At 61.9% G+C, this 26190-nt stretch carries 23 protein-coding genes and 1 pseudogene; 13 read left to right on the top strand and 11 right to left on the bottom strand.

Going from position 1 to position 26190, the window contains the following annotated elements; translation table 11 throughout:
- Positions 1-134: 134 nt before the first annotated feature.
- Entirely contained in the window at positions 135-1229 is a 1095-nt protein-coding gene (locus tag IP85_RS20695) for a phosphatase PAP2 family protein (protein ID WP_082347854.1), read from the top strand.
- Positions 1230-1349: 120 nt separating this feature from the next.
- A complete protein-coding gene (locus tag IP85_RS20700; RefSeq protein WP_054151554.1) occupies positions 1350-2078 on the top strand; it encodes a DUF1868 domain-containing protein in 729 nt (242 codons plus the stop codon).
- 69 nt (positions 2079-2147) lie between these two features.
- Here IP85_RS20700 and IP85_RS20705 read toward each other — a convergent pair whose 3' ends face one another.
- Positions 2148-4523 (bottom strand): methyl-accepting chemotaxis protein, encoded by a 2376-nt coding sequence (locus tag IP85_RS20705; protein WP_054151555.1) that lies wholly within the window; start codon positions 4521-4523, stop codon positions 2148-2150.
- Between the two features lie 210 nt (positions 4524-4733).
- Here IP85_RS20705 and IP85_RS20710 point away from each other — a divergent pair, with 210 nt between their 5' ends.
- Positions 4734-6218, top strand: a complete 1485-nt coding sequence (locus IP85_RS20710) for an amidase (protein WP_082347856.1) — start codon at positions 4734-4736, stop codon at positions 6216-6218.
- 9 nt (positions 6219-6227) lie between these two features.
- Here IP85_RS20710 and IP85_RS20715 read toward each other — a convergent pair whose 3' ends face one another.
- A complete protein-coding gene (locus tag IP85_RS20715; RefSeq protein ID WP_054151557.1) occupies positions 6228-7253 on the bottom strand; it encodes a zinc-dependent alcohol dehydrogenase family protein in 1026 nt (341 codons plus the stop codon).
- A gap of 180 nt (positions 7254-7433) precedes the next feature.
- On the opposite strand from IP85_RS20715, the gene IP85_RS20720 reads away from it, so the two are divergent.
- Positions 7434-8102, top strand: a complete 669-nt coding sequence (locus tag IP85_RS20720) for a glutathione S-transferase (RefSeq protein ID WP_054151558.1) — start codon at positions 7434-7436, stop codon at positions 8100-8102.
- Positions 8103-8108: 6 nt separating this feature from the next.
- On the opposite strand, the gene IP85_RS20725 is transcribed toward IP85_RS20720, so the two are convergent.
- Entirely contained in the window at positions 8109-8921 is an 813-nt protein-coding gene (locus tag IP85_RS20725; RefSeq protein ID WP_054151559.1) for a LytTR family DNA-binding domain-containing protein, read from the bottom strand.
- A gap of 105 nt (positions 8922-9026) precedes the next feature.
- On the opposite strand from IP85_RS20725, the gene IP85_RS20730 reads away from it, so the two are divergent.
- Together IP85_RS20730 and IP85_RS20735 are read left to right on the top strand one after the other, a co-directional pair.
- Positions 9027-9530: a DUF2306 domain-containing protein gene (locus IP85_RS20730; protein WP_054151560.1), complete on the top strand. Its 504-nt coding sequence runs from the start codon at positions 9027-9029 to the stop codon at positions 9528-9530.
- Between the two features lie 82 nt (positions 9531-9612).
- Positions 9613-10536 (top strand): neutral zinc metallopeptidase, encoded by a 924-nt coding sequence (locus IP85_RS20735; protein WP_054151561.1) that lies wholly within the window; start codon positions 9613-9615, stop codon positions 10534-10536.
- A gap of 13 nt (positions 10537-10549) precedes the next feature.
- Here IP85_RS20735 and IP85_RS20740 read toward each other — a convergent pair whose 3' ends face one another.
- Positions 10550-11029: a DUF2938 domain-containing protein gene (locus IP85_RS20740; protein WP_054151562.1), complete on the bottom strand. Its 480-nt coding sequence runs from the start codon at positions 11027-11029 to the stop codon at positions 10550-10552.
- A gap of 354 nt (positions 11030-11383) precedes the next feature.
- Here IP85_RS20740 and IP85_RS20745 point away from each other — a divergent pair, with 354 nt between their 5' ends.
- Entirely contained in the window at positions 11384-12733 is a 1350-nt protein-coding gene (locus IP85_RS20745; RefSeq protein WP_245280923.1) for an MATE family efflux transporter, read from the top strand.
- A 36-nt stretch (positions 12734-12769) separates the two neighbouring features.
- On the opposite strand, the gene carA is transcribed toward IP85_RS20745, so the two are convergent.
- Complete coding sequence (gene carA / locus IP85_RS20750) at positions 12770-13975, bottom strand: glutamine-hydrolyzing carbamoyl-phosphate synthase small subunit (RefSeq protein WP_054151564.1); 1206 nt, start codon at positions 13973-13975, stop codon at positions 12770-12772.
- A gap of 316 nt (positions 13976-14291) precedes the next feature.
- Here carA and IP85_RS20755 point away from each other — a divergent pair, with 316 nt between their 5' ends.
- Positions 14292-14744: a GatB/YqeY domain-containing protein gene (locus IP85_RS20755; RefSeq protein ID WP_054151565.1), complete on the top strand. Its 453-nt coding sequence runs from the start codon at positions 14292-14294 to the stop codon at positions 14742-14744.
- Positions 14745-14799: 55 nt separating this feature from the next.
- On the opposite strand, the gene IP85_RS20760 is transcribed toward IP85_RS20755, so the two are convergent.
- Positions 14800-15132, bottom strand: coding sequence for a BrnA antitoxin family protein (locus tag IP85_RS20760; RefSeq protein WP_054151566.1), 333 nt, complete (start codon positions 15130-15132; stop codon positions 14800-14802).
- Positions 15095-15397: a BrnT family toxin gene (locus IP85_RS22080; protein ID WP_082347859.1), complete on the bottom strand. Its 303-nt coding sequence runs from the start codon at positions 15395-15397 to the stop codon at positions 15095-15097. Before IP85_RS22080 ends, IP85_RS20760 begins: the two co-directional genes overlap by 38 nt.
- A gap of 147 nt (positions 15398-15544) precedes the next feature.
- Between IP85_RS22080 and dnaG the strand changes: the two genes are divergently transcribed.
- The 3 genes from dnaG to rpoD all read left to right on the top strand — a co-directional run bounded on the left by dnaG (position 15545) and on the right by rpoD (position 21378).
- Complete coding sequence (gene dnaG / locus IP85_RS20765; RefSeq protein WP_054151567.1) at positions 15545-17542, top strand: DNA primase; 1998 nt, start codon at positions 15545-15547, stop codon at positions 17540-17542.
- 81 nt (positions 17543-17623) lie between these two features.
- A complete protein-coding gene (locus IP85_RS20770) occupies positions 17624-18931 on the top strand; it encodes an adenylate/guanylate cyclase domain-containing protein (protein ID WP_054151568.1) in 1308 nt (435 codons plus the stop codon).
- 383 nt (positions 18932-19314) lie between these two features.
- Entirely contained in the window at positions 19315-21378 is a 2064-nt protein-coding gene (gene rpoD / locus IP85_RS20775) for an RNA polymerase sigma factor RpoD (RefSeq protein ID WP_054151569.1), read from the top strand.
- Positions 21379-21440: 62 nt separating this feature from the next.
- On the opposite strand, the pseudogene IP85_RS20780 reads toward rpoD, so the two are convergent.
- Together IP85_RS20780 and IP85_RS20785 are read right to left on the bottom strand one after the other, a co-directional pair.
- Positions 21441-21863 (bottom strand): annotated as a pseudogene (locus IP85_RS20780) (type II toxin-antitoxin system VapC family toxin).
- Positions 21863-22096 (bottom strand): type II toxin-antitoxin system prevent-host-death family antitoxin, encoded by a 234-nt coding sequence (locus IP85_RS20785; protein WP_054151570.1) that lies wholly within the window; start codon positions 22094-22096, stop codon positions 21863-21865. The pseudogene IP85_RS20780 and the gene IP85_RS20785 overlap by 1 nt, the downstream one beginning before the upstream one ends.
- A 146-nt stretch (positions 22097-22242) precedes the next feature.
- Here IP85_RS20785 and IP85_RS20790 point away from each other — a divergent pair, with 146 nt between their 5' ends.
- Positions 22243-23295, top strand: a complete 1053-nt coding sequence (locus IP85_RS20790) for a DUF930 domain-containing protein (RefSeq protein ID WP_156323032.1) — start codon at positions 22243-22245, stop codon at positions 23293-23295.
- 11 nt (positions 23296-23306) lie between these two features.
- On the opposite strand, the gene IP85_RS20795 is transcribed toward IP85_RS20790, so the two are convergent.
- Together IP85_RS20795 and IP85_RS20800 are read right to left on the bottom strand one after the other, a co-directional pair.
- On the bottom strand, positions 23307-24455 hold the full coding sequence (locus IP85_RS20795) for an amidohydrolase (RefSeq protein WP_054151572.1): 1149 nt from the start codon (positions 24453-24455) through the stop codon (positions 23307-23309).
- A gap of 75 nt (positions 24456-24530) precedes the next feature.
- Positions 24531-25130 carry a LysE/ArgO family amino acid transporter gene (locus IP85_RS20800; protein ID WP_054151573.1) on the bottom strand — a complete coding sequence of 200 codons (600 nt, stop codon included), beginning with the start codon at positions 25128-25130 and terminating at the stop codon, positions 24531-24533.
- 89 nt (positions 25131-25219) lie between these two features.
- On the opposite strand from IP85_RS20800, the gene IP85_RS20805 reads away from it, so the two are divergent.
- Entirely contained in the window at positions 25220-26122 is a 903-nt protein-coding gene (locus tag IP85_RS20805; RefSeq protein ID WP_197278034.1) for a LysR family transcriptional regulator ArgP, read from the top strand.
- Positions 26123-26190 lie beyond the last annotated feature (68 nt).

The following is a 26190-nucleotide window of genomic DNA, read 5'->3' on the forward strand; positions in this document are numbered from 1 at the left end:
TCGCGTCGCTGTCCGAATGGCGTTGGCAAGACTCGATCAGCGTGCGGGGGAGGGGCATCACGACCGATCCCGCCTAGGCGCCTGACGCGCCGTCGATTACGGAATTTTCAGCAAAAGAATGCTTATCATTGCTGATGATTTCAGCTCCTGAGAATACCACTGTCAAAAGCCGCCTACTCGCTCTTTGGCGAGAAATGCTGGCGCATATGCGCTGCGATGGTGCCGTGTATGCTTGCGTGGCAATTTACACGCTCATCTGCTTCGGAGTGCTGCAGTTTTACGGCCGTTGGGACCAGTCGTCCCACACTCTCTATTTCGTACAATGGCCGCTACTTTTTCTCTGGTTCATGCCGATGATGGCGATCACGTTCGATCTTGTCTGCGGGATCCATCGGTTTGGCGGCAACCGGGGCCGCGCCTATCGGCGCTTCTTCGGGGCGAAGCGGCTCGCCAGGCTGTTTGCAGGGATGGTTCTGCTCATGGCCCTGATGATCTTTCAAGGAAGCTTCACTTCTCTCAAGAACATGCTGCCGATTCTGGCTGACGGCTTCCGCTACGACACGCTGCATGCCGACATCGACCGCTATATCCATTTTGGCTACGACCCTTGGCGACTGCTCTATCCACTGGCAGGCCACCCCATCGTCCTGGCGATCCTTGAATGGAACTACAGCGTCCTATGGTTCGTGATCTGCTTTGCATCGCTGTTCTTCGTCGCCACCTCGGCCTGGGCAGACGGTATCCGGACTAGATACATGCTGATGTTCATGTTCGTATGGGTCTTTTGCGGCAATGTGCTGGCCGGTTTGTTCCTGTCTGCGGGCCCCGCCTTCTACGGGGAAGTTACCGGCGACGATTCCCGCTTCGCAGACCAATTGGCATTCCTCGCGGACGGCCAGGCTCGGTCGTTCCAGCTCTATCTGTGGCGGATCTATGAAAACGGGAGCGCCGGCTTTGGTTCGGGGATCTCGGCATTTCCGAGCGTGCATGTGGGGTTGATCACGATGAATGCACTATTCCTGTCGGATCGTTTTCCGAAGCTGGCTTGGCTGGCGGCCGCTTACACCATGCTGATTGTCGTAAGTTCGGTCTATCTCGGCTGGCATTATGCCATCGATGGTTACGTGTCGGTCGTGGTGGTCGCGCTCGCCCATGGGTTACTGAAAAGCTGGGAAGCCCGTAGTCAGTTCCGATCCCCGCAAGCGGTGCTGATCGACGGAAAAGATTGAGCTGAGTTTATGCACTCGAGGAGCGCTGGCGGAACAATCGTTGAGGCTCGCAGTCGCAATCGTCATACTCCGTTTGCAGCCGATTGCTAATCGCAATGGCATCCATAAGCAGAGGATGCCATGTCGACCCACGTTTTCTCAGATCTTCCCGACCGTCTTGTTCCTTTCGCCCGCAATCTGATGTCGGGCCCGATCCCCCATCTCGGGCAACGCTACGACACCGCCGGCACCTTCCTTCGCGAACGCGGCAACACCGTCGTGTGCCACCTCGTCGAGGGGTCCGAAGCGGCGGCTGCGATCACCGATGCACGTTCGCGGTTCACGCAGATGCCCGGTGCCGACAAGCTCGCCTTCACGGCCGCCACCAGCCTGCACATGACCCTCTTTCAGGGGATCATCGAGACGCGGCGGGCGCTGCCCTACTGGCCGTCCGACGTGCCGGTGGAAACGCCAGTCGACGACATGACGGGGCTGTTCATCGATCGCCTGGCGCGCTTTGAGCCAGGTGACACCTTTGCCATGGAGGTGACGCATGCCACCCCGAATGGCCTGACGCTTGATGGTGTGACGGAACGCGACCGGGCAATCCTGAAAGACTGGCGGAACCGCCTGGCGGATCTGCTCGGCTACCGGCATCCGGATCACGAGACCTATGTCTTCCACATCACCTTCGCCTACATGATCGAGCGCTTCGACGATCAGACCATGGCGGCCTGGGTGCCGTTTCTCGACGAAGTCACAACGGAGATCCGTCGGCGCGCGCCGGTGATCGAGCTTAGGGCACCGGCATTCTGTGCCTTCGACGACATGAACCACTTCGAAGAGCTTCTCGTCTTCGAGCCGAAGTGAACCGCAAAGCGGAAACGAAAATGGCGGGCCGGAGCCCGCCATCCCTTGCATCAGGACGAGCCTGCGCGATCAAAATTCTTCCCACTCGGCGCCACTCGGGGCGGGCTTCGCGCCCATGGCCGAGGCGATCTTTCCGGCCAGCGCACGCGCCGGGGATGTTACCGGACGGGCGGCTTCGCTGACAGGCGACGGACGGGCAGGAGACGCTGAGCGGGTGTGGATCGAAGCCGGAGCGCTGTGGGGCCGTAGCGCATGAGTCGCTGCCGATGCGTGCGGGGTCGAGCCGAGATTGAACTGGGCGAGGCGGGCCGAAAGGGCCTGCACTTCCGAGACGAGGGTGTGGGACGCGGCATTGGTTTCCTCGACCATGGCGGCGTTTTTCTGGGTGCCCTGGTCCATGATGTTGACGGCCGAGTTGATCTCGTGAAGGCCGGTCGACTGTTCGCGTGCGGCCTCGACGATCGCATGGACGTTGGTGTTGATCTGCTGCACTTCGGCGACGATGGCGGAGAGGGCTTCGCCGGTCTGGTCGACAAGCGAGACGCCGTGCTTGACCTGTTCGCCGGAGGCCGTGATCAGGGTCTTGATTTCCTTTGCGGCATTGGCCGAGCGTTGCGCAAGCTCGCGGACTTCCTGGGCGACGACGGCAAAACCCTTGCCGGCTTCGCCTGCGCGGGCTGCCTCGACGCCTGCATTGAGCGCCAGCAGGTTGGTCTGGAAGGCGATTTCGTCGATCACGCCGATAATGTTGGAGATCGACTGTGACGACTGTTCGATGGCGCTCATCGCATCGACCGCTGAGCGAACGACCTCACCGGAGCGTTCGGCGCTTTCCTTGGTGCGGCTGACCTGCTGGCCGGCTTCTTCGGCGCGCTGGGTCGATTCCTTGACGGAGCGGGTGATCTGCGAAAGGGCCGCGGACGTCTGCTCGACGGAAGCCGCCTGCTGTTCGGTGCGGCGCGCCAGATCGTCGGCTGCCGAGCGGATTTCGTTCGAGCCGTTCTCGATGGTGGTCGCGTTGTCGCGGAACGAGATCATCGCAGCGCGCAGCTTCTCGATCGAATCGTTGAAGTTGCCACGGATTTCGTCGAGCGCCGGCGAGAAGGTCTTGTCGAGCCGGACAGTCATGTCGCCGTCCGAAAGGCGGGCGAGGCCGGCGCGCAGTTCGTCGACAACGAAGCGGATTTCCTCTTCGCGGGCCTTGTGCCCCTTGGAGCGTTCGACGCGTTCGACCTCTTCGAGCTCGTAGCGGGCTTCCGCCTCCTTCTCGAGCGCGACCTTCTTGCGATTGCTCTCCAGGAGGACGCCGAGCGAGCGGGAGAGATCCCCCAACTCGTCCTGACGGTCCTTGTCGGTCAGTTCGACGTCGAGGCGGCCGGCAGCAATGTCGGTGGTCTGGCCGATGACGCGATTGATGCGACCGATGAAGCGGCGGGCGAGCAGCCAGCCGACAACAATGAGGATGATGGTTGCGCCTGCTATGATCAGAGCGGAGGTCCAGAGGGTCTCCGTCAGGACACCGAGCACGGTTGCGCTCGGGACGGCGACCACGACGTTCCAGATGGCGCCGGGGAAGGGTTCAATCGGGACTGCAATGGCCATGCGCTCGATGCCGTCCTTGTCGACCATGGTGCCGACCGAACCCGGTGACTTCAGCAGGCTCTCCCATGCGGTTGCGTTCAGACCGCTGTCCTTCAGCGCCTTGCCCATGGCCGCCTTGTCCGGATGGCTGACAAAGGCGTTGGCGGACGACAAGAGGGCGATGTAGCCGTCGCCAAGAGGGCGCTTTGCCCCGAGATCGGCAGCCGTCTTGTCGAGGTCGATATCGGCGCCGACATAGCCGAGTGCCTTGCCGTTCTCCATCACCGGGATCGAGATCGTCGTCATCAGGACGTCCTTGCCGTCGACCGGGTAGACGTAGGGTTCGAGCAGAACCGTTTTTCCTGTCGTAACGGGCAGGATGTAGTAGTCGCCAGCGCCTGGCTTGTCATAATCGACGAGCACGTCGCTCTTGATCGTTCCACCCGACCTGTAGATGTAGGGCATGAAGCGGCCGGTCTGATCGTGGGCCGCTTCGCCGACGAAGTCTGCATCCTTCCCGTCGAAAGCGTTCGGTTCCCAGCCGCTCGAAACGCCGATGGCGCCGGGGAAGCCTTCCAAGGTGGTCGTCATGACGGCCATGGCTGTGTCGCGGTCGGCCAGTCCCTTTGCACGCAGGGCGGCAATCGAGGCTTCCATGCCAACGACCATCTGGTGTGCGACGCTGAGCGTCTTGTTCACCTCTGCTGCGGCCTCTGACGCAGCTGTCTGCATCTTGTCGATACCGGCGCCACGGATCGTACCATAGCTGACGCCCACCACTGTCGCGGCAACGCCGATGGTCGTCACGACGCCGAGTGCCACCGTCGAGAAGATGTTCCTGCTGGTTGCAGATTTGAATAACATGGGCCGTTCCCTCATGAGCCTATGACTTCGTTGCGGCAAACAGCGTCCACCGCGCCGGTGTTGTTCCGGCCTTTCAGGGTGAGATTACCCCTGCATGGTTAAGTAGGTGTTTATATTCGGGTGGGCCGCTAGATCCGATCTTGCTTGATCGGCGTGTGGTTTGACCGGAAGGTGAGGGCCATCAAACGAGTCGGCAGTGGGGGAGTGAAAGTGTTCAGGGAGTATGCTGACTTCGACGGATTGGCGCTGGCCGACCTGATCAAGCGCAAAGAGGTTTCGGCTGGCGAGGTGCTTGAGGCGGCGGTAACGCGGATCGAGACGGTCAATCCGGAGCTGAATGCGGTTGTCCGACCGCTTTTCGATCGGGCGCGGCAGCGGGTCGCGAAGGGACTGCCGGACGGCCCGTTTTCCGGTGTTCCGTTTCTGGTGAAGGACCTCCTGGCGCAGATTGATGGTGTGCCGACGGGCAATGGCAATCGGCTCTGGGCAACGCGGGTCGCAAAGGGCAATAGCGAATTGGTGAGCCGATGGGAGACGGCCGGCCTCGTCATCGCCGGGCGCACCAACACGCCTGAATTTGGCCTGACACCCTATACCGAACCAGGCGCCAATGGCCCGACACGCAATCCTTGGGATCTCACGCGCACCCCAGGCGGCTCATCGGGCGGATCGGGTGCGGCGGTAGCCTCCGGCATGGTGCCGATTGCGTCGGGTGGCGACGGTGGCGGGTCTATCCGCATCCCGGCGTCCGCCTGTGGCGTCTTCGGCATGAAGCCGACGCGCGGACGAACTCCGGCCGGACCCTTCATCGGCGAGGCCTGGTCCGGTTTTGCCATCGAGCATGTGCTGACGCGCTCGGTGCGCGACAGCGCCGCTGTCCTTGACGCAACGCATGGAGCGGATCGCGGTTCGCCTCATCCGCTGCCGCCGCAGGAAGGCACATTCCTTGACGCCTGCCAGCGCGCGCCCGGAAAGCTGAAGATCGCGGTGTCGCGCCAGCCGATGCTCGGCAAGGCCGTGGCGCCGGAGGTGGTGGCTGCCTTCAATGATACGGTGAAGCTTCTGGCCGATCTCGGTCACGAGGTGATCGAGGCGGCGCCTCCTGTGGAGCGCGACGCCTTTTCCATGGCCTTCCTGACGGCTCTTGCCGGGGAGCTGCGCGCCGACATCGAGTTCACGGCGAAGACCTTCGGGGTAAAGATCCGTCCCGGCGACTACGATGCGTCCTCCTTTGGTATGGGGCTCCTGGGCGAGGGTTTCACCGCGTCCGACCTGATCACCGCCCATCGCTATCTCACGCTGTCGGCCCGCTCCATCCTCGGTTTCTTCGAGGATGTCGATGTGCTGATGACGCCGGTGCTTTCGACCTTGCCGGTCAAGATTGGCGCCTTGCAGCCGAGCGCCATCGAGAAGAAGCTCTTGACGGTGCTCGGCTATGTCGGCGGCGGCAGGCTATTGAAGAAGCTCGGGATTGCCGAGCAGCTGGCTGCCCAGACCTTCGAGTTTATTCCCTGGACACCTGTCTTCAACGTCACCGGCCAGCCGGCCATGTCGGTTCCAACGGGCTGGTCGCCCGAGGGCTTGCCGATCGGGATGCAGTTCGTCGGTCGTTTCGCCGACGAAGACACGCTGTTTGCGCTTGCCGGCCAACTCGAGCAGGCGGCACCCTGGAAGGACAGACGCCCGCCGCTCTGACCGCCCCGCTTACAGGCCGGGCACGACGAGCACCTTGACCTCGCCCGGTTGCGGCGGATTGCTGACCACATCGGGCGCATCGTCGAGCGAGACCTTGCGCGAGATCAGCTTCTCGACCTCGATTTTGCCCGAGGCGATCAGGTCGGCTGCGCGGCGGTGGGTGAAGGGGTTCAAGAAGGAGGTGACCAGCTTGACCTCGCGGAAGAGCAGGTCGAAGGGCTCGATCGCCACTTTTTCCCCTTGCGCCATCACACCGAGGATGACGGCGGTGCCCCCCGGACGGACGAGCTTCGTCGCCTGAATGACCGTTTCGCCGACGCCTGCGCATTCGAGGACAACGTCCACGCCGCCGGGAACGAGACCGGTCTCGCCGGAGATCTGCATGACGACATCGCCTGCGGCAGGGTCGACGCTGGCGGTTGCGCCGAGCTCTTCGGCGAGCTTGCGGCGGGCGGCCTGACGGGTCACGAGGATGACCGTGGCTGCGCCTGCCAAGCGGGCGAGCTGTACCGTGAGGAGGCCGATGACGCCACCGCCGAGCACGACAACAGAAGCGCCGGCCTTGATCTCGGCGAGATCGATGCCGTGCAGGCAGCATGCAAGCGGTTCACAAAAGGCGCCGTGCATCGGGTCGAGGTCTGGCGGCAGGAGAAAGGCCTGACGGTGTGGAACGACCACATAGTCGGCGAAACCGCCGTCGCGGTGAATGCCGATGGCTCTGAGGTTCCGGCAGAGATTTACCCGGCCGTTGACGCAGTGGCTGCAGCGACCGCAGGCGATGTTCGGGTCCCCCGTGATGCGATCACCGAGTTTGAAGCCGGTGACGGCGCTGCCGATCTCTTCGACAATGCCGCTGAATTCGTGGCCGAGGGTGACCGGTGGCGTGCAGGGGAATTCACCGTGGTAGAGATGCCGGTCGGTGCCGCAGACGCCGCAGGCTTCGACGCGCACCAAGATATCGTCCGGTCCGGCCTTTGGCTTTTCCACCTCCCGTGTGAAAAGCTGGCCCGTCGCCTCCAGTCGCATCGCCTTCATCAGTCACTCCTCCCAAAGCATTGTCTGCCTTTGCAGATTTGCATGCAGGATCAGGGCTGCCAAGCCGTCAGCGCGTGCGATCTGTCTTCCCATCACCGACAAAGTTGAGCTGTCAGCCTCGACGGCGGCCGGGCTGGTCGATAGACAGTTCAAGCAACGACAATCAAAGGGCCGTCTCTGATGATCACCGTCCACTATCTCGACAACTCGCGCGCCCACCGCATTCTCTGGCTGCTCGAGGAGCTTGGCCTCGACTATCAGGTCAAGGTCTATCATCGGACGAAGGAATACCTCGCGCCGAAGGAGCTGAAGGCGGTGCATCCGCTCGGCAAGTCGCCGGTCATCGAGGATGGGGGGCGCGTTGTCGCGGAAAGCGGTGCGATCATGGAATATCTGATCGAGACCTATGGCGGGGAGGGGTTGCGGCCTGCCGCCGGCACCGAGGAGCGGCTGCGCTATCGATACTGGATGCATTATGCCGAAGGATCGGCCATGCCGCTTCTGGTGATGAAGCTGATCTTTGCGCGCATTCCGGGGCAGGTACCCTTCTTCATCCGGCCTGTGGCCAAAATGATCAGCCAGGGTGTGTCGCGTAAACTGCTCGACCCGCAGCTCTCCGACCATCTCGACCTCTGGATCAACGAAGTCGGCAAGGACGGCTGGTTCGCGGGCCGGGAATTCTCGGCGGCCGATATCGCGATGAGCTTTCCGGTCGAAGCCGGTTTGACCCGGATTGCCGGTGGCAAGGATGTGAGCGTGCTGAAAGGCTGGATCGAGCGGATCCGCGCGCGACCTGCCTATCAACGCGCGCTGTCGCGGGGTGGGGACTACGGTTACGCCAAGAGCTGAAACGGCTCAGGTTCCGCCGAAACGCTTGCGTACCCTTTCGGCGAAGCTGCGGCTGACAGGCACCGTGGCGCCAGAGGTCAACCGCAGGAAAAGACGGCTGCCGTCTCTTTCCAGGCCGGTGACATGGCTCGCCGCGACCCAATGGGATCGATGGGTTTGAACGCCATCGGTCGTGCCGATTTCGCGCAAGGCATCGGAAAAGCGCAAGAGAAGAAGCTGCCGGCCACGGGTTGTCGTGACGACGGTGTAGTGATCCTCCACGGTCAAATGCAGAAGCGGACCGCGCATTTCCGGCTTGAGGCGAGCAGTCAGCGGCGCTGGCTCGGCCGCGTCATTCGGCGGTTTGAGCGCAGCCGTTGCGTCGCTACCTGATTTTGGTTCGGGAGTGGTGGCCGACAGCGTCAGATGCGTGAGGAGACTGAAGAGCACCGAGAGTGGAAGGCAGACGACGAGCTGGCGGCCATAGGCTGGAAGGCTTGGCGCAGCGCCTAGCCATGACCAACGGATCAGCTCCACCGCAGCAGCGACGAAGGGTGCGGCGATCAGGGCATTGATGGCGAGCAGCAGAGGGGTGCTGTGCAGTCGTCCGGCAAACGAAATCTCCGCCAGCGTGATGACCACAATCGCGATCGTCCATGCGGCTCCATGCAACAGCGTCCAGAAGGCGGCGCGTTCGAGGACGCCCATGCCCTCCATCGTGCCCGATGGGCCGATCGCCACGAAGACCGAAACCACGATGGCGAATGTTGCCCAGAGGCGCGGCGCGCTGATGAGCATGGTCCATTCACGAAGCGCAGACTGCAGGGTGGTGCTGTTCACGAATTTCTCTCGACATCGACGGCAAAGCATTTGTCTCGCGGCGCCTTGCGAGCGAACAGCGGGACACGATCCATTGAAACCGCGATTTTCTCCAAGGCAAGCCCCATGTCGATTTCTCTGCTGACGCAGTCTTCCCTCGCCATCCAGATCCATGTCGCCTCAGCCGTCTTTGCCCTTCTCCTGGGCGCTACCCTGCTGGTCGGCCGCAAGGGAACTGGCCCGCACCGGCTTCTCGGGCGGCTCTGGATCGGGATGATGGTGATCACTGCACTCTCCAGCTTCTTCATTCAGTCACTGCGGCTCTATTTTGGCTTCAGTCCCATCCACATCTTGTCTGTCTTCACACTGATCGGCAGCTGGCAGGCGGTGGCGGCAGCACGTGCGGGGCGCATCGCCGAACACCGCCGGCACGTGGGCAACCTCTACAGTTTTGCACTGCTGACAGCCGGGGCCTTCACGCTGCTTCCCGGACGGCTGATGCACAAGTTGTTGTTCGGCGAAGGACAAGGGCAGGGGCATCTGTTTGCGATCGGTTTGCTACTCTTCCTCGTGGCGGCGCTTCAGTGGTGGTTGCGCAAGTCCCCCCGGCATTTCAGGCCGGGAACCTGAAACACGCGACTTGCCGCTGGTGTCGTGGAACAGTTCGGCTATCTTCTCATTGTCAAGGGCAGATGCGTGGAGGGACAACATCATGGAATGGCGAGGCCGGCGACAGTCGAACAATGTCGAGGACCGGCGTGGGCAGTCCTCCGGTGGCCTTGGCCGCAACCCGTTCGGGCGCTCCGGTATTCAACTCCCGATGGGTGGGCGGCGCGGCGGTGGCTTGAGCTTCGGCACCATCATTTTCCTTGTTGTCATCTACTTCGTGTTGAAGGCCATGGGCATCGACATGCTGCAGGTACTTGGTGAGGGCAATGTCGGGGGCGCCGGATCGGGTTACGAGCAATCGATCGGCCAGCGTCCTCAGGGGCAGTCCAGTGATGACACCACGGCCTTCGTGCGGACGGTTCTGGCGGAGACCGAGACCACCTGGAATGCAATCTTTACGGCCTCCGGCGAACGCTATCGGGAGCCGACCCTTGTGCTCTTTGCTGGCTCGACGTCATCACCCTGCGGCCAGGCGTCCTCAGCCACCGGTCCGTTTTATTGCCCTGCCGATAGCAAGGTCTATCTCGACACGGAGTTCTTCGACCAGCTTGAGCAGCAGTTCGATGCGGCCGGCGACTTCGCCCAGGCTTATGTGATCGCGCATGAGGTCGGGCATCATGTGCAGAACCTCACCGGTGTTCTCCCGGAGTTCAACCGCCAGCGCCGCTCGATGGGGCAGCGCGAGGCAAACCAGATGTCGGTGCGCGTCGAGCTGCAGGCCGATTGCTATGCCGGGATATGGGCCAAATCCGCCGACAAGGAGGGTATCCTTTCCGACGGTGACCTTGAGGAAGCGTTGAATGCCGCACAGCAGATCGGCGACGACACCCTGCAGAAGCGCAGCCAGGGCTATGTCGTGCCCGACGCCTTCAATCACGGCACGTCTGCGCAGCGGATGAAGTGGTTCAAGCGTGGCTATGACAGCGGCAATGTCGGTGCCTGCGACACCTTCTCCGGCGCGATCTGACGCGCCGGTTCTTTCAGCGGATCAGCAGTGCGGTCAGCCACAGGCCGAGACCGAAGGCGGTATGGGCCAAGAGATTGAGGGCGCGGACCTTATTCGGGTTCGGCGTCTTCGAGGCGGCCCAGCCGAGCCCAAGGCCCGGCTGCAGCAGGAACCAGCCGGCCGCAACAGTGGCAATCGCCCAGATCCAGGCCGGCAGCAGGGTTGGTCCGGCAAGCCAGCTTGAGCCGAGCGCGAGGACGAGGATGATCCCGTAGGCAATGCCGACGGCATAATGCGCGATCCAGCCAAGTGCCTGTTCGTGGCGGTAGGGTGCAGCATCTGCGATCGTTTGATGAAACACCGTGCCGAATTTAAGGTGATAGAACCAACGTCCGACGGGAGCCCAGTTGGCCTTCGGCTGGCGGAAGGCGAGCGTCAGAAACATGGCCCAGAGGTCCATGGCAAGTGTTGCGCCGATCCCGATGATGGAGCCGCGCCAGATCAGTTCCCACATGCTTCATCCGTCCTGGTGATCGAGAAATAGAGAGTTGACCCTATGGGCGGTTTGCGGCCGTAAGAAAGGCCGTTTTGCGCGGCAACAGGCAACTTCCCCTGTTTTTCGAGAGGATTTCGGTTCGGATCTGATGTTTAAGCCCTGATTTTCATCAATCTTGCTGATGTATCGCGCAATAATTTTGCAGGTTGTCGATTTCACCTTGCTGGATTGCAGGTTGCCGCTTATCCCGATGTGACATGCCGCTCACCAGTACGCTCTGGAAGCGGCTTTTTTCGTTGGAATAAAGCCATGCACACCGATGCTGTCACGATCGAAACCTCAAGCCATGCGCCTGTCGGCGCCGGCTCCTGGATGTCGCATATCCGGGCGACGCTGTCGCTCGGTATTCCCCTGATCGGCGCGCAGCTGGCGCAACTCGGCATTCACACCACTGATGTGGTCATCGTCGGTCAGCTCGGAGCGGTACCGCTTGCAGCCATGGTGCTGGCCGGGCAGTTCTTCTTCACGATCTTCATCTTCGGATCCGGTTTCTCCATGGCTGTCATGCCCATGGTCGCTCAGGCCTATGGACGCGGTGACGTCGTCTCGGTCCGTCGCTCGATCCGCATGGGCATGTGGGTGTCGATCCTCTATGTGATCCTGACGATGCCGCTGTTCTTCAATGCGGAGGCGATCCTGCTCGCCTTGGGGCAGAAGCCCGAGGTGGCAAGCCTTGCTGCAAACTATGTCTTCATCATCCAGCTCGGCCTGCTTCCGGCCCTGCTCTTTGCCGTCTTGCGTGCGCTGGTCAGTGCGACGGGCCGGGCCCGGATCGTGCTGTGGGTGACGCTCGGCATCCTGGTCCTCAATGCGATCCTCGCCTATGCGCTGGTGCTCGGGCACTTCGGGCTGCCGGCGCTCGGCATGACCGGGGCGGCGATCGTTGCGGTCATCGTGCAGTGGGTGAGCTTCGTCGCCATGGTGATCTACATCCAGACCCGGGACGAGACGCGGCGTTACGAGCTCTTCGTGCGCTTCTGGCGGCCGGACTGGCAGGCGTTTCGCGAAGTGCTGCATCTCGGGATGCCGATCAGCGTCACAGTGCTTGCGGAAGTCAGCCTGTTCAGCGCTGCCTCGCTTTTGATGGGGCGGATCGGCACGATCGAACTGGCCGCCCATGGCATCGCACTGCAGCTCGCCTCGATCGCCTTCATGCTGCCGCTTGGATTGGCGCAAGCCGCAACCGTTCGGATCGGCCTTGCGCATGGACGGGGCAATTATCCGGAGCTGGTGCGGGCATCGATCACGGTGCTTGGCATTGCCGGTCTGATGTCCCTTTCGGGCGCAATCCTGTTCCTGCTCGTGCCAAATCAACTGTCTGCCGCGTTCATCAACGAGAATGCCCCGGCCGCCGCCGAGGTGCTGGCCTATGCGGGGCCGCTCGTTATGGTCGCGGGGCTTTTCCAGCTGGTCGACGGGTTGCAGGCAATTGCGGCTGGGCTCTTGCGCGGGCTGAAAGATGCGCGCGTACCGATGATCCTGGCGCTCGTTTCCTACTGGCCGATCGGCTTCTTCCTCGCCTGGCTCATGGCCTTCCCGCTCGGGATTGGTGGTATCGGCATCTGGTACGGCTTCTGCCTTGGGCTTGCGAGCGCTGCCTTCATGCTGAGCCTTCGTTTCTACCTGAAGGTCCGGCATGAAATGCAAACTGCCCGGGCATGAACCCGGGCCGCCAATATCCAGTCTGACTGAAGCGTCTCAGCGCTCGGCCAGTGCCGGTTCGCCCTTCGTTTCGCGCACCATGTTGATGAAGCGGCGGAAGAGGTAGTGGCTGTCCTGCGGGCCGGGTGAGGCTTCCGGGTGATGCTGGACGGAGAAGACCGGCTTGCCCTTGAGGCGCAGGCCGCAATTCGTGCCGTCGAACAGGGAAACGTGAGTCTCTTCAACGCTTTCCGGCAGCGACTTGGAGTCGACTGCGAAGCCGTGGTTCATCGAGACGATCTCGACCTTGCCTGTCGTGAAGTCCTTCACCGGATGGTTTGCGCCGTGATGGCCCTGGTGCATCTTCTCGGTCTTGCCGCCCAGCGCCAGGCCCAGCATCTGGTGGCCGAGGCAGATGCCGAAGACCGGCTTGTCGCTCTTCACCAGGGTCTGGATGACCGGCACGGCATATTCGCCGGTGGCGGCCGGATCTCCCGGGCCGTTCGACAGGAAGACGCCATCCGGGTTCAGGGCCAGGATGTCTTCGGCCGAGGTGGTTGCCGGTACGACGGTGACCTTGCAGTCGAGGCCGGCAAACAGGCGCAGGATGTTGCGCTTCACGCCGAAGTCGACGCAGACGATGTGATACTTGGCGTCAGCAGCGCCGAGCGTCGTGTGGCCTTCGGTCCAGGACCAGGCCTTCTCGTTCCAGACGGAAGACTGGCCCGAGGTTGCGACCTTGGCGAGGTCTAGGCCTTCAAGGCCGCTCCAGGCCTTGGCTTCGGCCTTCAGGGCCTCGATGTCGAAGACGCCGTTCGGGTCGTGAGCGATGACGGCGTTCGGTGCGCCGTTTTCGCGGATCCAGGCGGTGAGCGCGCGGGTGTCGATGCCGGCGAGGCCGATAATGCCACGGGCCTTCAGCCAGGCGTCGAGGTGGCTTGCGGCACGATAATTTGATGGTTCCGTGATGTCGGCCTTGAAGATCGTGCCGACCGCGCCGTGGCGGGCTGCCGGCGTCAGGTCTTCAATGTCTTCGTCATTGGTGCCGACATTGCCGATATGCGGGAAGGTGAAGGTGACGATCTGGCCGAGATAGGAGGGATCGGTGAGGATTTCCTCGTATCCGGTCAGTGCCGTGTTGAAGCAGACTTCGGCCTGGACCTTGCCGGTTGCGCCGATGCCATGGCCTTCGATGACGGTGCCGTCGGCGAGAACGAGGAGGGCGGTCGGCTTGCGGGTCGTCCAGGGGGCTGTCGCGGTCATGGTCGTTCCTTGTTCGCCCGCGTGCCGGCCCCTTGTCGGAGCGGTATCGCAGGACCATCTATGTTGCAGATCGAGGGCGCGCGAGATCGCGCGTTTTCAGCCCTGATGACAATTTGCGTGCAGGTGCCGAGCAATAGACGCATCGCGTGGAGAGGTCAATTCCGGAGTTGCCGGAGTGTCGGATTTCTCCCAAGCCATTTCAATGGTTTGCTCAATTCGTTTGCACTGCAGCAGATGTCTGGCTATGAGAACCACTCAACGAACACGGAAAAGCCACAATCACTAAGGGTGAGACGGCCTTTCCCCGGAGAAGAAAATGATACGCGACACGCTCGCCAACTCGCTGAAAGAAGCCCTGAAGGCCAAGGATGTCCGTCGGACGTCGACCGTGCGTCTGATCCAGACCGCGATCAAGGACCGGGACATTGCGCATCGCGGTGCCGGCAAGGATCCGGTCAGCGACGACGAGATCATGCAGATCCTGATGAAGATGATCAAGCAGCGGGACGAATCCGCCAAGATCTATGCCGACAACGACCGCCCGGAACTCGCTGCCCAGGAGCGCGAGGAAATCGTCATCATCAAGTCCTTCATGCCCGAGCAGCTCTCGGAAGAGAAAGTGCGTGAACTCTGCGCTGCGGTGATCAACGAAACCGGGGCGCAAGGCCTGCGCGACATGGGCAAGTGCATCAATGCGCTTAAGGAACGTTATGCCGGCCAGATGGACTTCGGCAAGGCCTCGGGCGTGGTCAAGGATCTCCTGAAGTAACTGCCTTGCCTCATTCACATGTGTTCGACGCCGCCTCCGGGCGGCGTCTTGCGTTTCAGGGTTTCGAGCGCTTCTGCTCGTCGACGAAGTGGCGCAGGACCGCGTTGATGCGGGTCTGGTAGCCCTTTCCGGTCGCCTGGAAGAAATCGATGATGTCGGGATCGAGGCGGATCGAGATCGGCTTCTTCTTGTCCGGGATCACCATCCTGGCCTTGGACCAGTCGATGTCCATGTGATCCTTCCAGTCCGGATCATCGCGCATGGCGCGCTCGATATCCTCATCGGTCATGGCATCGACGCGGGCCCAGTCGGTCTGGCTTTTTTCACCCCGCGCCCGTTTTTCCAGAATCTCAGAGATGGTAGTGCGCGTGATATTCTCTTCGCTCATTTCTTCTCGCAACGCGGGCGGATATGATCCGACAGACGTTTCCTCTCATGGTGTAGACGGCGGTAATCAATCGGCCGCTTTCCGGGCAAGTCGCAAGAATCCGCAATTCACCGTTGGTCAGGGTCTGTGTTTCAAGGCGAGGTTCGGCCAGTGCCAAGACAACGTCATCGAAGTCGATTCCATGCTTGTGGCGATTGCTGATCCGTTTAACCTCGTCCCACTCGAAGGCCCATTCTTCCTGCGGAATGTCGTCCAGGCTTCGCATGGCAGCGGCTCTCGTATCCGTCGGCTACAAGTGTATATACAAACGTCATGATGTTCAACCTCTGTGAATAACGGGCACTCCGCGCGAAAGCCTTGGCGCTCTGGCCAGTGGGTGCCTATATGGAGGATCAGCTTCCCAAGGACACCGATGCGTTTTTCCAGCGACTTCCTCGACGAGATCCGTGACCGCGTGCCGATTTCGGCCGTGGTGGGCCGCCGCGTGACCTGGGATCGCAAGAAGACCAATGTGTCGCGGCAGGACTATTGGGCGTGCTGCCCCTTCCATGGCGAGAAGAGCCCAAGCTTTCACTGCGAAGATCGCAAGGGCCGTTATCATTGCTTCGGCTGCGGCGTGTCCGGCGATCACTTCCGTTTCCTGACAGATCTTGAAGGACTGAGCTTCGTTGAGGCGGTGCAGCAGGTGGCCGATATGGCCGGGATTGCGATGCCGCAGCCAGATCCGCAAGCGGAGCGGCGAGAGCGGGAACGCACGACGCTGCAGGACGTCATGGAGATGGCGACGCAGTTCTTCCAGGACCAATTGCAGACGGCGAGCGGCGCACGGGCACGCGCCTATCTGCGTGAGCGTGGCCTCTCTGGGCGGACCATCGAGACGTTCAGGCTCGGCTATGCGCCGGAAAGCCGCAATGCGCTGAAAGAGTATCTGGCCTCCAAGGGGGTGCCGAAGGAGCAGATCGAGGCCTGCGGGCTCGTCGTGCATGGCCCTGATATCCCGGTCTCCTATGATCGCTTCCGCGATCGCATCATGTTCCCGATCCTGTCGTCGCGTGACAAGGTCATCGCTTTCGGCGGGCGTGCCATGGCGGCCGATGCCATGGCGAAGTATCTCAATTCCAACGAGACGGAGCTCTTTCACAAGGGCAATGTTCTCTACAACTTCTCCCGCGCTCGCCGGGCGATGCAGGGGGCTGACGGCGCCGATACCCTGATTGCGGTCGAAGGGTACATGGACGTGATCGCGCTCTACCAGGCGGGCATCGAGAACGCTGTCGCGCCACTCGGCACGGCGCTGACCGAAAACCAGTTGCAGCTGATGTGGAAGACGACGCCTGTGCCGGTTCTCTGCTTCGATGGTGACGGCGCGGGCCAGCGGGCAGCGTTCCGGGCGGTGGATCTGGCTCTGCCACACATCAAGCCGGGGCAGTCGCTCCGGTTCGCCATGCTTCCCGACGGCAAGGATCCGGATGATCTCGTCAAGCGCGATGGGCGCCAGCCGTTCGACCGTGTGCTGACGGAGGCTCGTCCGCTCGCCGAAATGGTGTGGATGCGCGAAACGCAGGCCGGTGGCTTCGATACACCTGAAAAGCGCGCGGAACTTGAAGCGAAGCTCAAACAGATCGTCAACGTCATTGCCGACGAAAACGTCCGTCGCCACTATCAGCAGGATGTGCGTGACCGCCTCTATGGCTTCTTCCAGGGCAGTCAGCCCGGCCGCGGAGAGCGTGGCAATTTCCAGGGCGGCAGCCGCGGGCAGGGGCAGGGTGCCCGAAATGGCGGCGGACGTCCTCCGGGGCCCGTTGCCTCAAGCAGGGGTACGATTTCGGACCGGCTGGCGCGATCAGGCCTCGTGCGAGGCGCGCTCGATCAGCCGACGCTCAGGGAAAGCGTGCTGGCGCTGACCATTGTCAATCATCCGCAGCTTCTCGAGGGCGAGTATGATGAGGTCGCCGCGATCGATTACGAGCATGCGGGATTACAGAAACTGTGGTCGTCGCTGCTGACGGCTGTGGCGGAAGCAGGCCCTGCGCTCAGCCGCGATATCCTGATCCAGAAGCTTGAGGCCCATGGTCACGGCACGCTGCTGCGTAATCTCGACCAGCAGATCCGCAATGCGCGGCTCTGGATCGCCACGGAAATTGCTGCGTCCGAGGATGCCCGTGAGGGCTATCGCCAGGCGCTCGCGCTTTACAAGCGGGCAAGGGCCTTGAAACGTCAGCGCATGGAGTTGGAGCGGGAGATTGCGGAAGCGACCGAAACTGACGATGGCGCGCGCATCGAGCAGGTGATCAGCGCCTTGCATGAGGTGCAGCTCGAAGTGACGCGCATGGAAAACCAGGAAGCCATCATCGATGGCTTTGGCGTGATGTCTGGACGCGTCAAGGGGCCGGCGACCGGACACGCCTGATGTAATCGTTTGCATAAACCTGTTGCACGGCGGCGGCAAATGGGGGATTCAGGTCCTGTTCCATTGTTACCGGAAACAAGAGTGGCGCAGCACGAGTTCGATTTCATAGCCCGCAACGGGCGCAAGCTCCGCTCGTTCTGGCGCCTGCCGAATGCCGTCTGGTGGGTGGCAAGGATCGGAACCGCCGGTTATCCGCCGCGTATTCGCCGCAGGCTCGCCGTCACCAACATCATCGCCGCGATGGTCAGCCTGATGACCATTCCCTATGTGCTGCTCTACGTGGCCTATGACTGGTATGGCCTGCTGCCGGCGATCATCGCCTTTTCTCCGCAGGTGATCTTCTACGCGCTGACCCCCTATTTTCACCGCTACGGACCGATTTCTGGGGCGCTTTACCTGTGCACGATCTGGCTGATCTTCGGGATCGGCTACTGCATGTTCTTCGGCCGGGACTCGGGGTTGCATTTCTATTTCCTGCCCGGGGCGGCGGCATCCATGCTCGTTTTCGGGGCAGAGCGGCTATTGCTTTCCGCCTTTGTCACCATTGTCGGACTGGCTGCCTTCCTTGCGACCGAAATCCTCTTCGTGGCGCCGCTCGACTTCATCCGGGTCGAGCCGATTTTTCTGAATACGCTCTACTACCTGACGGTACCCTTTGCCTTCCTGCTGATCTTTACCACCTCCTTCTTTGCCTTCAAGGAAGCCGCCCAGGCGGAGATGGCGCTGGAATCAGAACACGAATTCTCGGAGAGGCTGCTGCAGAATATTCTGCCGCAGGCAGTGGCCAGCCGGCTTCGCGATCACCGGACGCAGGTCGTGGCCGACCAGATCCCGTCTGCCACCATCCTGTTTGCCGATATCGTCGATTTCACGCCGAGGGCGGCACGCTGGCAGCCGCAACAGGTCATTGCCTTCCTAGGGCGTGTCTTCTCGCAATTCGATGCGATTGCCAACGCGCATGGCCTGGAGAAAATCAAGACGATTGGCGATGCCTACATGGTGGCCGGCGGCCTTCCCGAACCGAAGCCGGATCACGAGACAGCCGTCGCCCTGATGGCGCTCGATATCATCGCCTGCTGCCGCAAGATTTCGGAACAGGTGGGCGAGGTGGTGGAGGTTCGCATCGGCCTTGATGCGGGGCCGGTGGTGGCCGGCGTGATCGGGACTAACAAGCTTCTCTACGATGTCTGGGGCGATACGGTGAATACGGCGGCGCATATGGAATCCCATGGCGTTGCCGGTCGTATCCAGGTTGCCGACTGCCTGAAGCAGCGCCTGGAGAGCCGTTTCGATTTCGAGCTGCGTGGTGAGATCGATGTCAAGGGCAAGGGGTTGATGCGGGTCTGGTTCCTGACGGGTGTCAAGAGTGAGTCTCTCACCGCGACATGACTCGGCTCTTGCGGGTTTTGCCTCTTGTTTCTCGGGCGTGACGTCCTACATCTGCGAAGATCGGTGATAAAGACGCCGTTGAACGGCTTGTTTTGTTGATTTTCCCTGTCGAGCCGCCGGAAAGGCTTGACGTCAGGAAAAATTGTGGGAATCACCAATCCAAGCACACAAGGGTGAAGTGGGTTCGGACGGATCTCTGGTATGGTGACCGGTCATGCAGACAAACGAGTTTTCGGCGCTGCGACCGCAATGCCCATAGTTAAGCAGGAATTAAGCAACACTCCGTTAGGTCAGTGACAGCTATCCGCCCGGGTGAGTGGTTCGTCTCCCATTCCTCCGGCGGCAAGCCGCATGATCAGACGTCAGGGAAAGCGACAAGATAAATGGCATCGAAAGTCAAAGAAAACGAAGAAGCCGACAGCGAACGCGACGGCGCGCCGGACGGTCCGCTTCTCGATCTTTCCGATGACGCGGTCAAAAAGATGATCAAGGCCGCGAAAAAACGCGGCTATGTGACCATGGACGAGTTGAACTCGGTTCTGCCGTCGGAGGAAGTGACCTCCGAGCAGATCGAGGACACCATGGCCATGCTTTCCGACATGGGCATCAACGTCATCGAAGATGAAGACGTCGATGAAGCCCAGAGTGGGGAAGACGACGCCGAGGAAGAAGGCGAGAGCGAAGGCGGCGAACTGGCCCCGACGGCTGGCACTGCTGTGGCGACCGCCAAGAAGAAAGAGCCGACCGACCGTACCGACGATCCGGTGCGCATGTATCTGCGCGAGATGGGCTCCGTCGAGCTTCTGTCGCGCGAAGGCGAAATCGCGATTGCCAAGCGCATCGAGGCCGGCCGCGAGACGATGATCTCCGGCCTTTGTGAGAGCCCGCTGACCTTTCAGGCGCTGATCATCTGGCGCGACGAACTCAACGAAGGCACGACGCTTCTGCGCGAGATCATCGATCTCGAAACCACCTATTCCGGTCCGGAAGCCAAGGCGGCACCGCAGTTCCAGAGCCCGGAAAAGATCGAGGCCGACCGCAAGGCAGCCGAAGAGAAGGAAAAGGAGCGCGCCAAGCGCCGTCCGCAGGCCGCTTCCGGTGACGACGACGACATCACCGCCATCGGCGGCGAAGGCATGCCGCCGGAAGAAGAGGAAGAGGACGAGGACGAATCGAACCTGTCGCTGGCCGCGATGGAATCGGAACTGCGTCCGCAGGTCATGGAGACCCTCGACCTAATCGCCGACACCTACAAGAAGCTGCGCAAGCTGCAGGACCAGCAGGTGGAGGCGCGTCTTGCCTGTGCCGGCACGCTGTCATCAGGCCAGGAGCGCCGCTACAAGGAGCTGAAGGATCAGCTGGTCACGGCGGTCAAGTCGCTGTCGCTCAACCAGAACCGAATCGACAGCCTCGTCGAGCAGCTCTACGACATCTCCAAGCGCCTGATGCAGAACGAGGGCCGTCTGCTGCGTCTTGCTGAAAGCTATGGCGTCAAGCGTGACTCGTTCCTCGAACAGTATCAGGGTGCTGAACTCGACCCGAACTGGATGAAGTCGATCGCCAATCTTTCGGCGCGTGGCTGGAAGGATTTTGCGCGCGAGGAAAACCAGACGATCCGCGATATCCGTGGCGAAATCCAGAACCTTGCCACCGAAACCGGTATCTCGATCGCCGAGTTCCGCCGCATCGTGTCGATGGTCCAGAAGGGCGAGCGTGAAGCACGTATCGCCAAGAAGGAAATGGTCGAGGCGAACCTGCGTCTCGTCATTTCGATCGCCAAGAAGTACACGAACCGCGGCCTGCAGTTCCTCGACCTCATTCAGGAAGGCAATATCGGCCTGATGAAGGCGGTCGACAAGTTCGAGTATCGCCGCGGCTACAAGTTCTCGACCTATGCGACCTGGTGGATTCGTCAGGCGATCACCCGCTCGATCGCCGACCAGGCCCGCACGATCCGTATTCCGGTGCACATGATCGAGACGATCAATAAGATCGTTCGCACATCGCGCCAGATGCTGCACGAAATCGGTCGCGAGCCGACGCCGGAAGAACTGGCCGAAAAGCTCGCAATGCCGCTCGAAAAGGTCCGCAAGGTCCTGAAGATCGCCAAGGAGCCGATCTCGCTCGAAACCCCCGTGGGTGACGAAGAGGATTCGCATCTCGGCGACTTCATCGAGGACAAGAACGCGCTTCTGCCGATCGACGCCGCCATCCAGGCGAACCTGCGCGAAACAACAACCCGCGTTCTCGCCTCGCTGACGCCGCGTGAAGAACGCGTGCTCCGCATGCGCTTCGGCATCGGCATGAACACCGACCACACGCTCGAAGAAGTCGGCCAGCAGTTCTCGGTCACCCGCGAACGTATCCGTCAGATCGAGGCAAAGGCGCTCCGTAAGCTGAAGCATCCGAGCCGGTCGAGGAAGCTTCGGAGCTTCCTGGACAGCTGATCCAGACATGGGTGTTTGACATCAGGACCCGTCGGAGCGATCCGGCGGGTTTTTTGTTTTTGTCAGATCGCAATGATCGGATGGGCAATCGTGCTGCAAGCTGTAGCCATAACCTTGTCGAGCGTGGCCACCGTGAGGCCATGGCTGACAGCGATGGCAATGTGGAGGCTGTCGCCGGCTCGCAGGCCCAATTCGGTCCGATCGCAGAGCCTGGCGGCGGCATGGTAGTCGGATGATGACACTGGCAACATGACCAGCGAGCGGGTGACGAGTTGATTGAATGCGGCGAGAGCTTGTGCCTTCTGCATCATGTCGATTTGCCCTGTGCGCAGTTTAAGAGACAGGGCTTACGAGAATTCAGTCATGGTCCAACCGCATATATGGAGTGACCCCGATTCCTGATCCCGTAGCCACGCATATACACGGTCCGCTGCTGGCTCGTTCGTTAGAAGCGCGACTAAAGCAGAAGTGTCGACATAGGCCATCAATAGCGGTCTTCGTCGCGCAGACGGCGGATGCCGCTATCCTCTGTCTGCGGCATCTGCCTGATCACACTGTCGAGCCAGACGAAATCGATCGCTTCGCGAGTCTGATCGGCAGGCACGAGTCGGGCAACCGCCTTCCCATGACGCTCGATCTCGATCGTCTCGCCCTGTTCGGCTTTTGCGATGAGATCGCTCAGACGCTCTTTAGCGGTCGCAATGCTTACGGTTGTCATGCGGGCCGCTCCCAAACACGGATTACTGGAACTATCTTCATCATCATCCTATCTGCAGCCGGAGAAAAGAACTCGTGTCGCTAAGTTCTGCACGGGGATTGGATTAAACCTCTCTTTTTGCCGCAATCGTCGCTATGGATCGGATCATGACGGATACCAAGACGACAGGTTGGCGGCGCTTCGGGGGAGGGCTGACCCTTTCTCTGCTGCTGCACGGGCTTGCAGTGGCCGTTTTCCTGTTGAGTTTCGATAGTCCTGTCGAGCTTTCGCCTGAAGAACAGGCGGTCGAGGTGACGCTGGTTGCGCCCCCGACTGAACCGGAGCCGGAGCCTGCACCGGAGCCAGAGCCCGAGCCCGAGGCGACGGAGCCTCCGCCCGAGGAAACGGCTGAGGCCCAGCCGCTGCCGGCCGAGCCGGAGGCGCCAACACCGGAACCAGAACCGGAAGTCGAACCCGAACCGCAACCGGAACCCGTCGAGCAACCACCCGTGCCCGAACCGGAACTGCCCGACGCAGCGTCTGCGCCCATTCCCGTGCTTCGGCCGGTGGTGCGCTTTGGTGAAAGAGACAGCGGACCGGAACTCTCTCGCGGGACTGAAGCCGAGGCAGAGACTGCCGAGGAGGCTCAGACGCAGGAAGAGGCGGATGAAGTTGCCGATGCCGCGCCGACGCTGGCGCAGCCCGAGCTCACGCTGCCGGAAGCTCCGCCACTCGATGGGGCCCTGCCGGAGGCCGCGGCGGAGACGGTTACAGGGGAAGGCGAAGCCGAAGCCAGCACTCAGGACGAAGCGACCGACCCTGCCGTGGTTGCGGCAATCTCCGAGGCGCAGCTTGAGCCGCGGGATGTAACCGAACTTTTTTCCTCGGCGATTTCAGGGGATCGGGCGGCGATGACGGCCATGGCCGGGCTGACGCGTCAGGAGCGCGGGGATCAGCTGTGCGGGACCGAACTCAGTCAGCAGCTTCGCAACGGCACACCGGCCTATGTGCCCTATTTCCTGCCGATCCTGCGCCTGCGGGAGGGCAATGTGGTCGACGTGCCGCTCGCGGCCTTCCGCGATGTCAACGGGTCCTGGATCAACATTGCCGTGCGCTGCGAGGTTGACGACGACGCGACCGAGGTCGTGCGCTTCTCGCTGTCGGTGGGCAAGGCTGTTCCGCGCGCGGAATGGGCGGAGCGCGGCTTTCCGGACAGCTGAGGCCGGAGCGTTTAGCCGAGCGCCTTGCGGATGACCGCCATGAACACGCGGGCGCCGATGGCGGTCAGGTCATCCGGATAGTCATAGTCGGGATTGTGCAGGGCAGGGTGGTTCTCGCCGGCGCCGAGGAACAACATCGCCGAGGGGCAGACGGCGCGCAGACGGCCGAAATCTTCTGACGCCCGCATCGGCAGGTTGCCTTCATCGAAGCGGATCCCCTCCGCCTGCAGTGCCGCTTCCAGATGCGCTACGGCTTCCGGAGCATTCTCGCAGTGGAAGAAGATGTCGTGAGAGCTGATGCCGTGCTGGAGCCCGGCGGTCTGTGAAGCCTCGGCGACCAGATGTTCGGCCTTGGTGCAGAGATCCGCCATCCGATCGTCTACCAGGGTTCTTAGTGTGACCCAGATCTCGGCATCGCCTGGCGCAATCCCGAAGGCCTGTTCGCCAAGTGATGCGTGGGTGACTGTTGCCAGCGTGAAGTCCGTCAATGGCGGTGCGCCATGGGAGAGGGCTGTGAGTTCCGGCATCAGACGCGACATGGCCGCCATCGGCGAGATGCCGGTTTCGGGCTGGGAGGCATGAGCGGTCTTGCCGGATAGCTTGATCTTCATGCCGCGCGAGGCGCAGTTCACTGGACCGCTCTTCAGCGCCACGGTGCCGAAGGCAAGGCCCGGCATGTTGTGAAGCGAATAGGCGAAATCAGGCCGGATTTCGTTGAAACGCGGATCTGCGAGCACGGCAGCGGCCCCGCTTCCGTCTTCTTCTGCCGGCTGCCAGAGCAGTACCACGCGTCCCTTGCCGACGGGTTGCCGGGACAGGCCCCGCGCCAGCGCCACAAGGATGGTCGAGTGACCGTCGTGGCCGCAGAGATGGCCTTTGCCGGCAATCGTCGAACGGTGGGAGGCTTGCGACTTCTCCTCGATCGGCAAGGCATCGAGTTCGGCGCGGATGAGAAGCGTGGAGCCCGTCAGTCCGCTGTCGAAGACGGCCGCAACGCCGTGACCGCCGAGATCCGTGACGATCCGGGAGGGTGCGAGTGGCTGCAAGGCTTCAACCACGCGGCGGGCGGTCTCCCGTTCTTCGCCTGACACTTCCGGATGGCGGTGCAGCTCGTGCCGAAAAGCCTGAAGCTCGATCACATCGCGGTTGGTCAGAAACATCGGTCCCTCCTCATGACACTGCGCGTCCGGTCTATACCATCGCGAGCCGTCGCCCAAGTCGAAGCGGGCACAAGGTTACAGGATCAGCTTGAGCGCGATGGCTGCCATGACAAAGGCGATCAAACCGTCGAGAACACGCCAGGCGACGGGCCTCGCGAACAAGGGGGCAAGCAGGCGCGCGCCATAACCCAGGCTGAAGAAGAAGGTGAAGGAAGCGGTCATCGCGCCGAGCGCAAAGGCGGTCTCCTGTCCGGCGTAGCGGGTCGAGATCGAGCCCAGAAGCACGACCGTATCGAGATAGACATGCGGATTGAGCCAGGTGAAGGCGAGGCAGGTGAGAAAGGCTGCCTTTAGGCTCGTTGCGGTGGTTTCTCCCGCCCGGAGGCTCGCCCCCCCGGCCCAGGCGGAATGGGCACTGCGTAGCGCATAGACGGTGAGGAAGGCTGCCCCGCCATAGCGCATCACCGGTTCCAGCCAGTCGAGGCGTGACAGAACGGTTGCAAAACCCGCGACGCCGAGCGCGATGAGGATCGCATCGGAGATTGCGCAGGTGAGGACGAGCGGCAGCACATGCTCCCGCCGCAGACCCTGACGCAAGATGAAGGCGTTCTGCGCGCCGATCGCGACAATGAGGCTGAGACCGAGCAGGAACCCGGCGGTGGCGGCAGTGAACATGGCGAACTCCTGTTGGCGATGCCACTTTGACTAGTCGCCTCGGGCAAATTAGAACAGCTAATAAGTCTAATGCAGGATAAGGGTTTCTGATGTTTGATCCCTCCCAGCTTGCCGCTCTGTCTGCCGTTCTTCGGGCGGGCAGTTTCGAGCGTGCCGCCCAGATGCTGCATGTGACCCAATCGGCAATTTCCCAGCGTCTGCGGCAGCTCGAGGAGCAGGTCGGCACGTCGCTCGTCATTCGCTCGCAGCCATGCCGGGCGACAGAGGCCGGCGAACGCCTGTTTCGCCATGCCGAAGAGGTGCGTCTCCTGGAACAGGGAGTGCGCCGCGATCTCGGGCTTTCTACTCGCACAGGCGGCGACGCCGCCGGCTTCCCAACGCTGCGGCTTGCCGTCAATGCCGATAGCCTTGCGACCTGGTTCGTGGCAGCCATGCAGGATATCGAGGGCGTATTGTTCGATCTCGTCATCGACGATCAGGATCACAGTGCCGACTGGTTGAAGCGCGGCGAGGTGCGGGCTGCGATCAGCGGCTCGGCCAAACCGGTCCAGGGATGCGATTGCCGACCGCTCGGAACGCTGCGCTATCTGGCGACCGCAAGCCCTCGGTTCTTGGCGCAATGGTTCGAGGGTGACAGGGTGACCGCGGCCAGCCTCGGCCGGGCTCCCGTCATCACCTTCAACTCCAAGGACCGGCTCCAGGTCCGCTGGGCGGAGGAGGCGCTGGGTGTCGCAACAACTGGTCCCTCGCATTGGCTGCCCTCCAGCCACGCGTTTGTCGATGCGGCCATTGCCGGCCTCGGCTGGGGCATGAACCCCGAACTGCTTGCCGGCGCCGCTCTTGCCGACGGACGTTTACGTGAAGTTGTGCCGGGAAAGCCGCTTGACGTGCCGCTCTACTGGCACGTCAGCCGCTCCGTGGCCGGGGCGATGACACCGGTCACCGAAGCCGTGATCCGCGCGTCCGCCCGTGTCTTGCGCCCAATCCGGTGACGCCGGGCCGCCCGGGGCGGCATCTTGCTTCCCGCGCTGACAGGCCTATCTTGTCTGAGAAGAAGGAG

Source organism: Rhizobium sp. AAP116, from assembly GCF_001295785.1.
Classification (GTDB): Bacteria; Pseudomonadota; Alphaproteobacteria; order Rhizobiales; family Rhizobiaceae; genus Allorhizobium.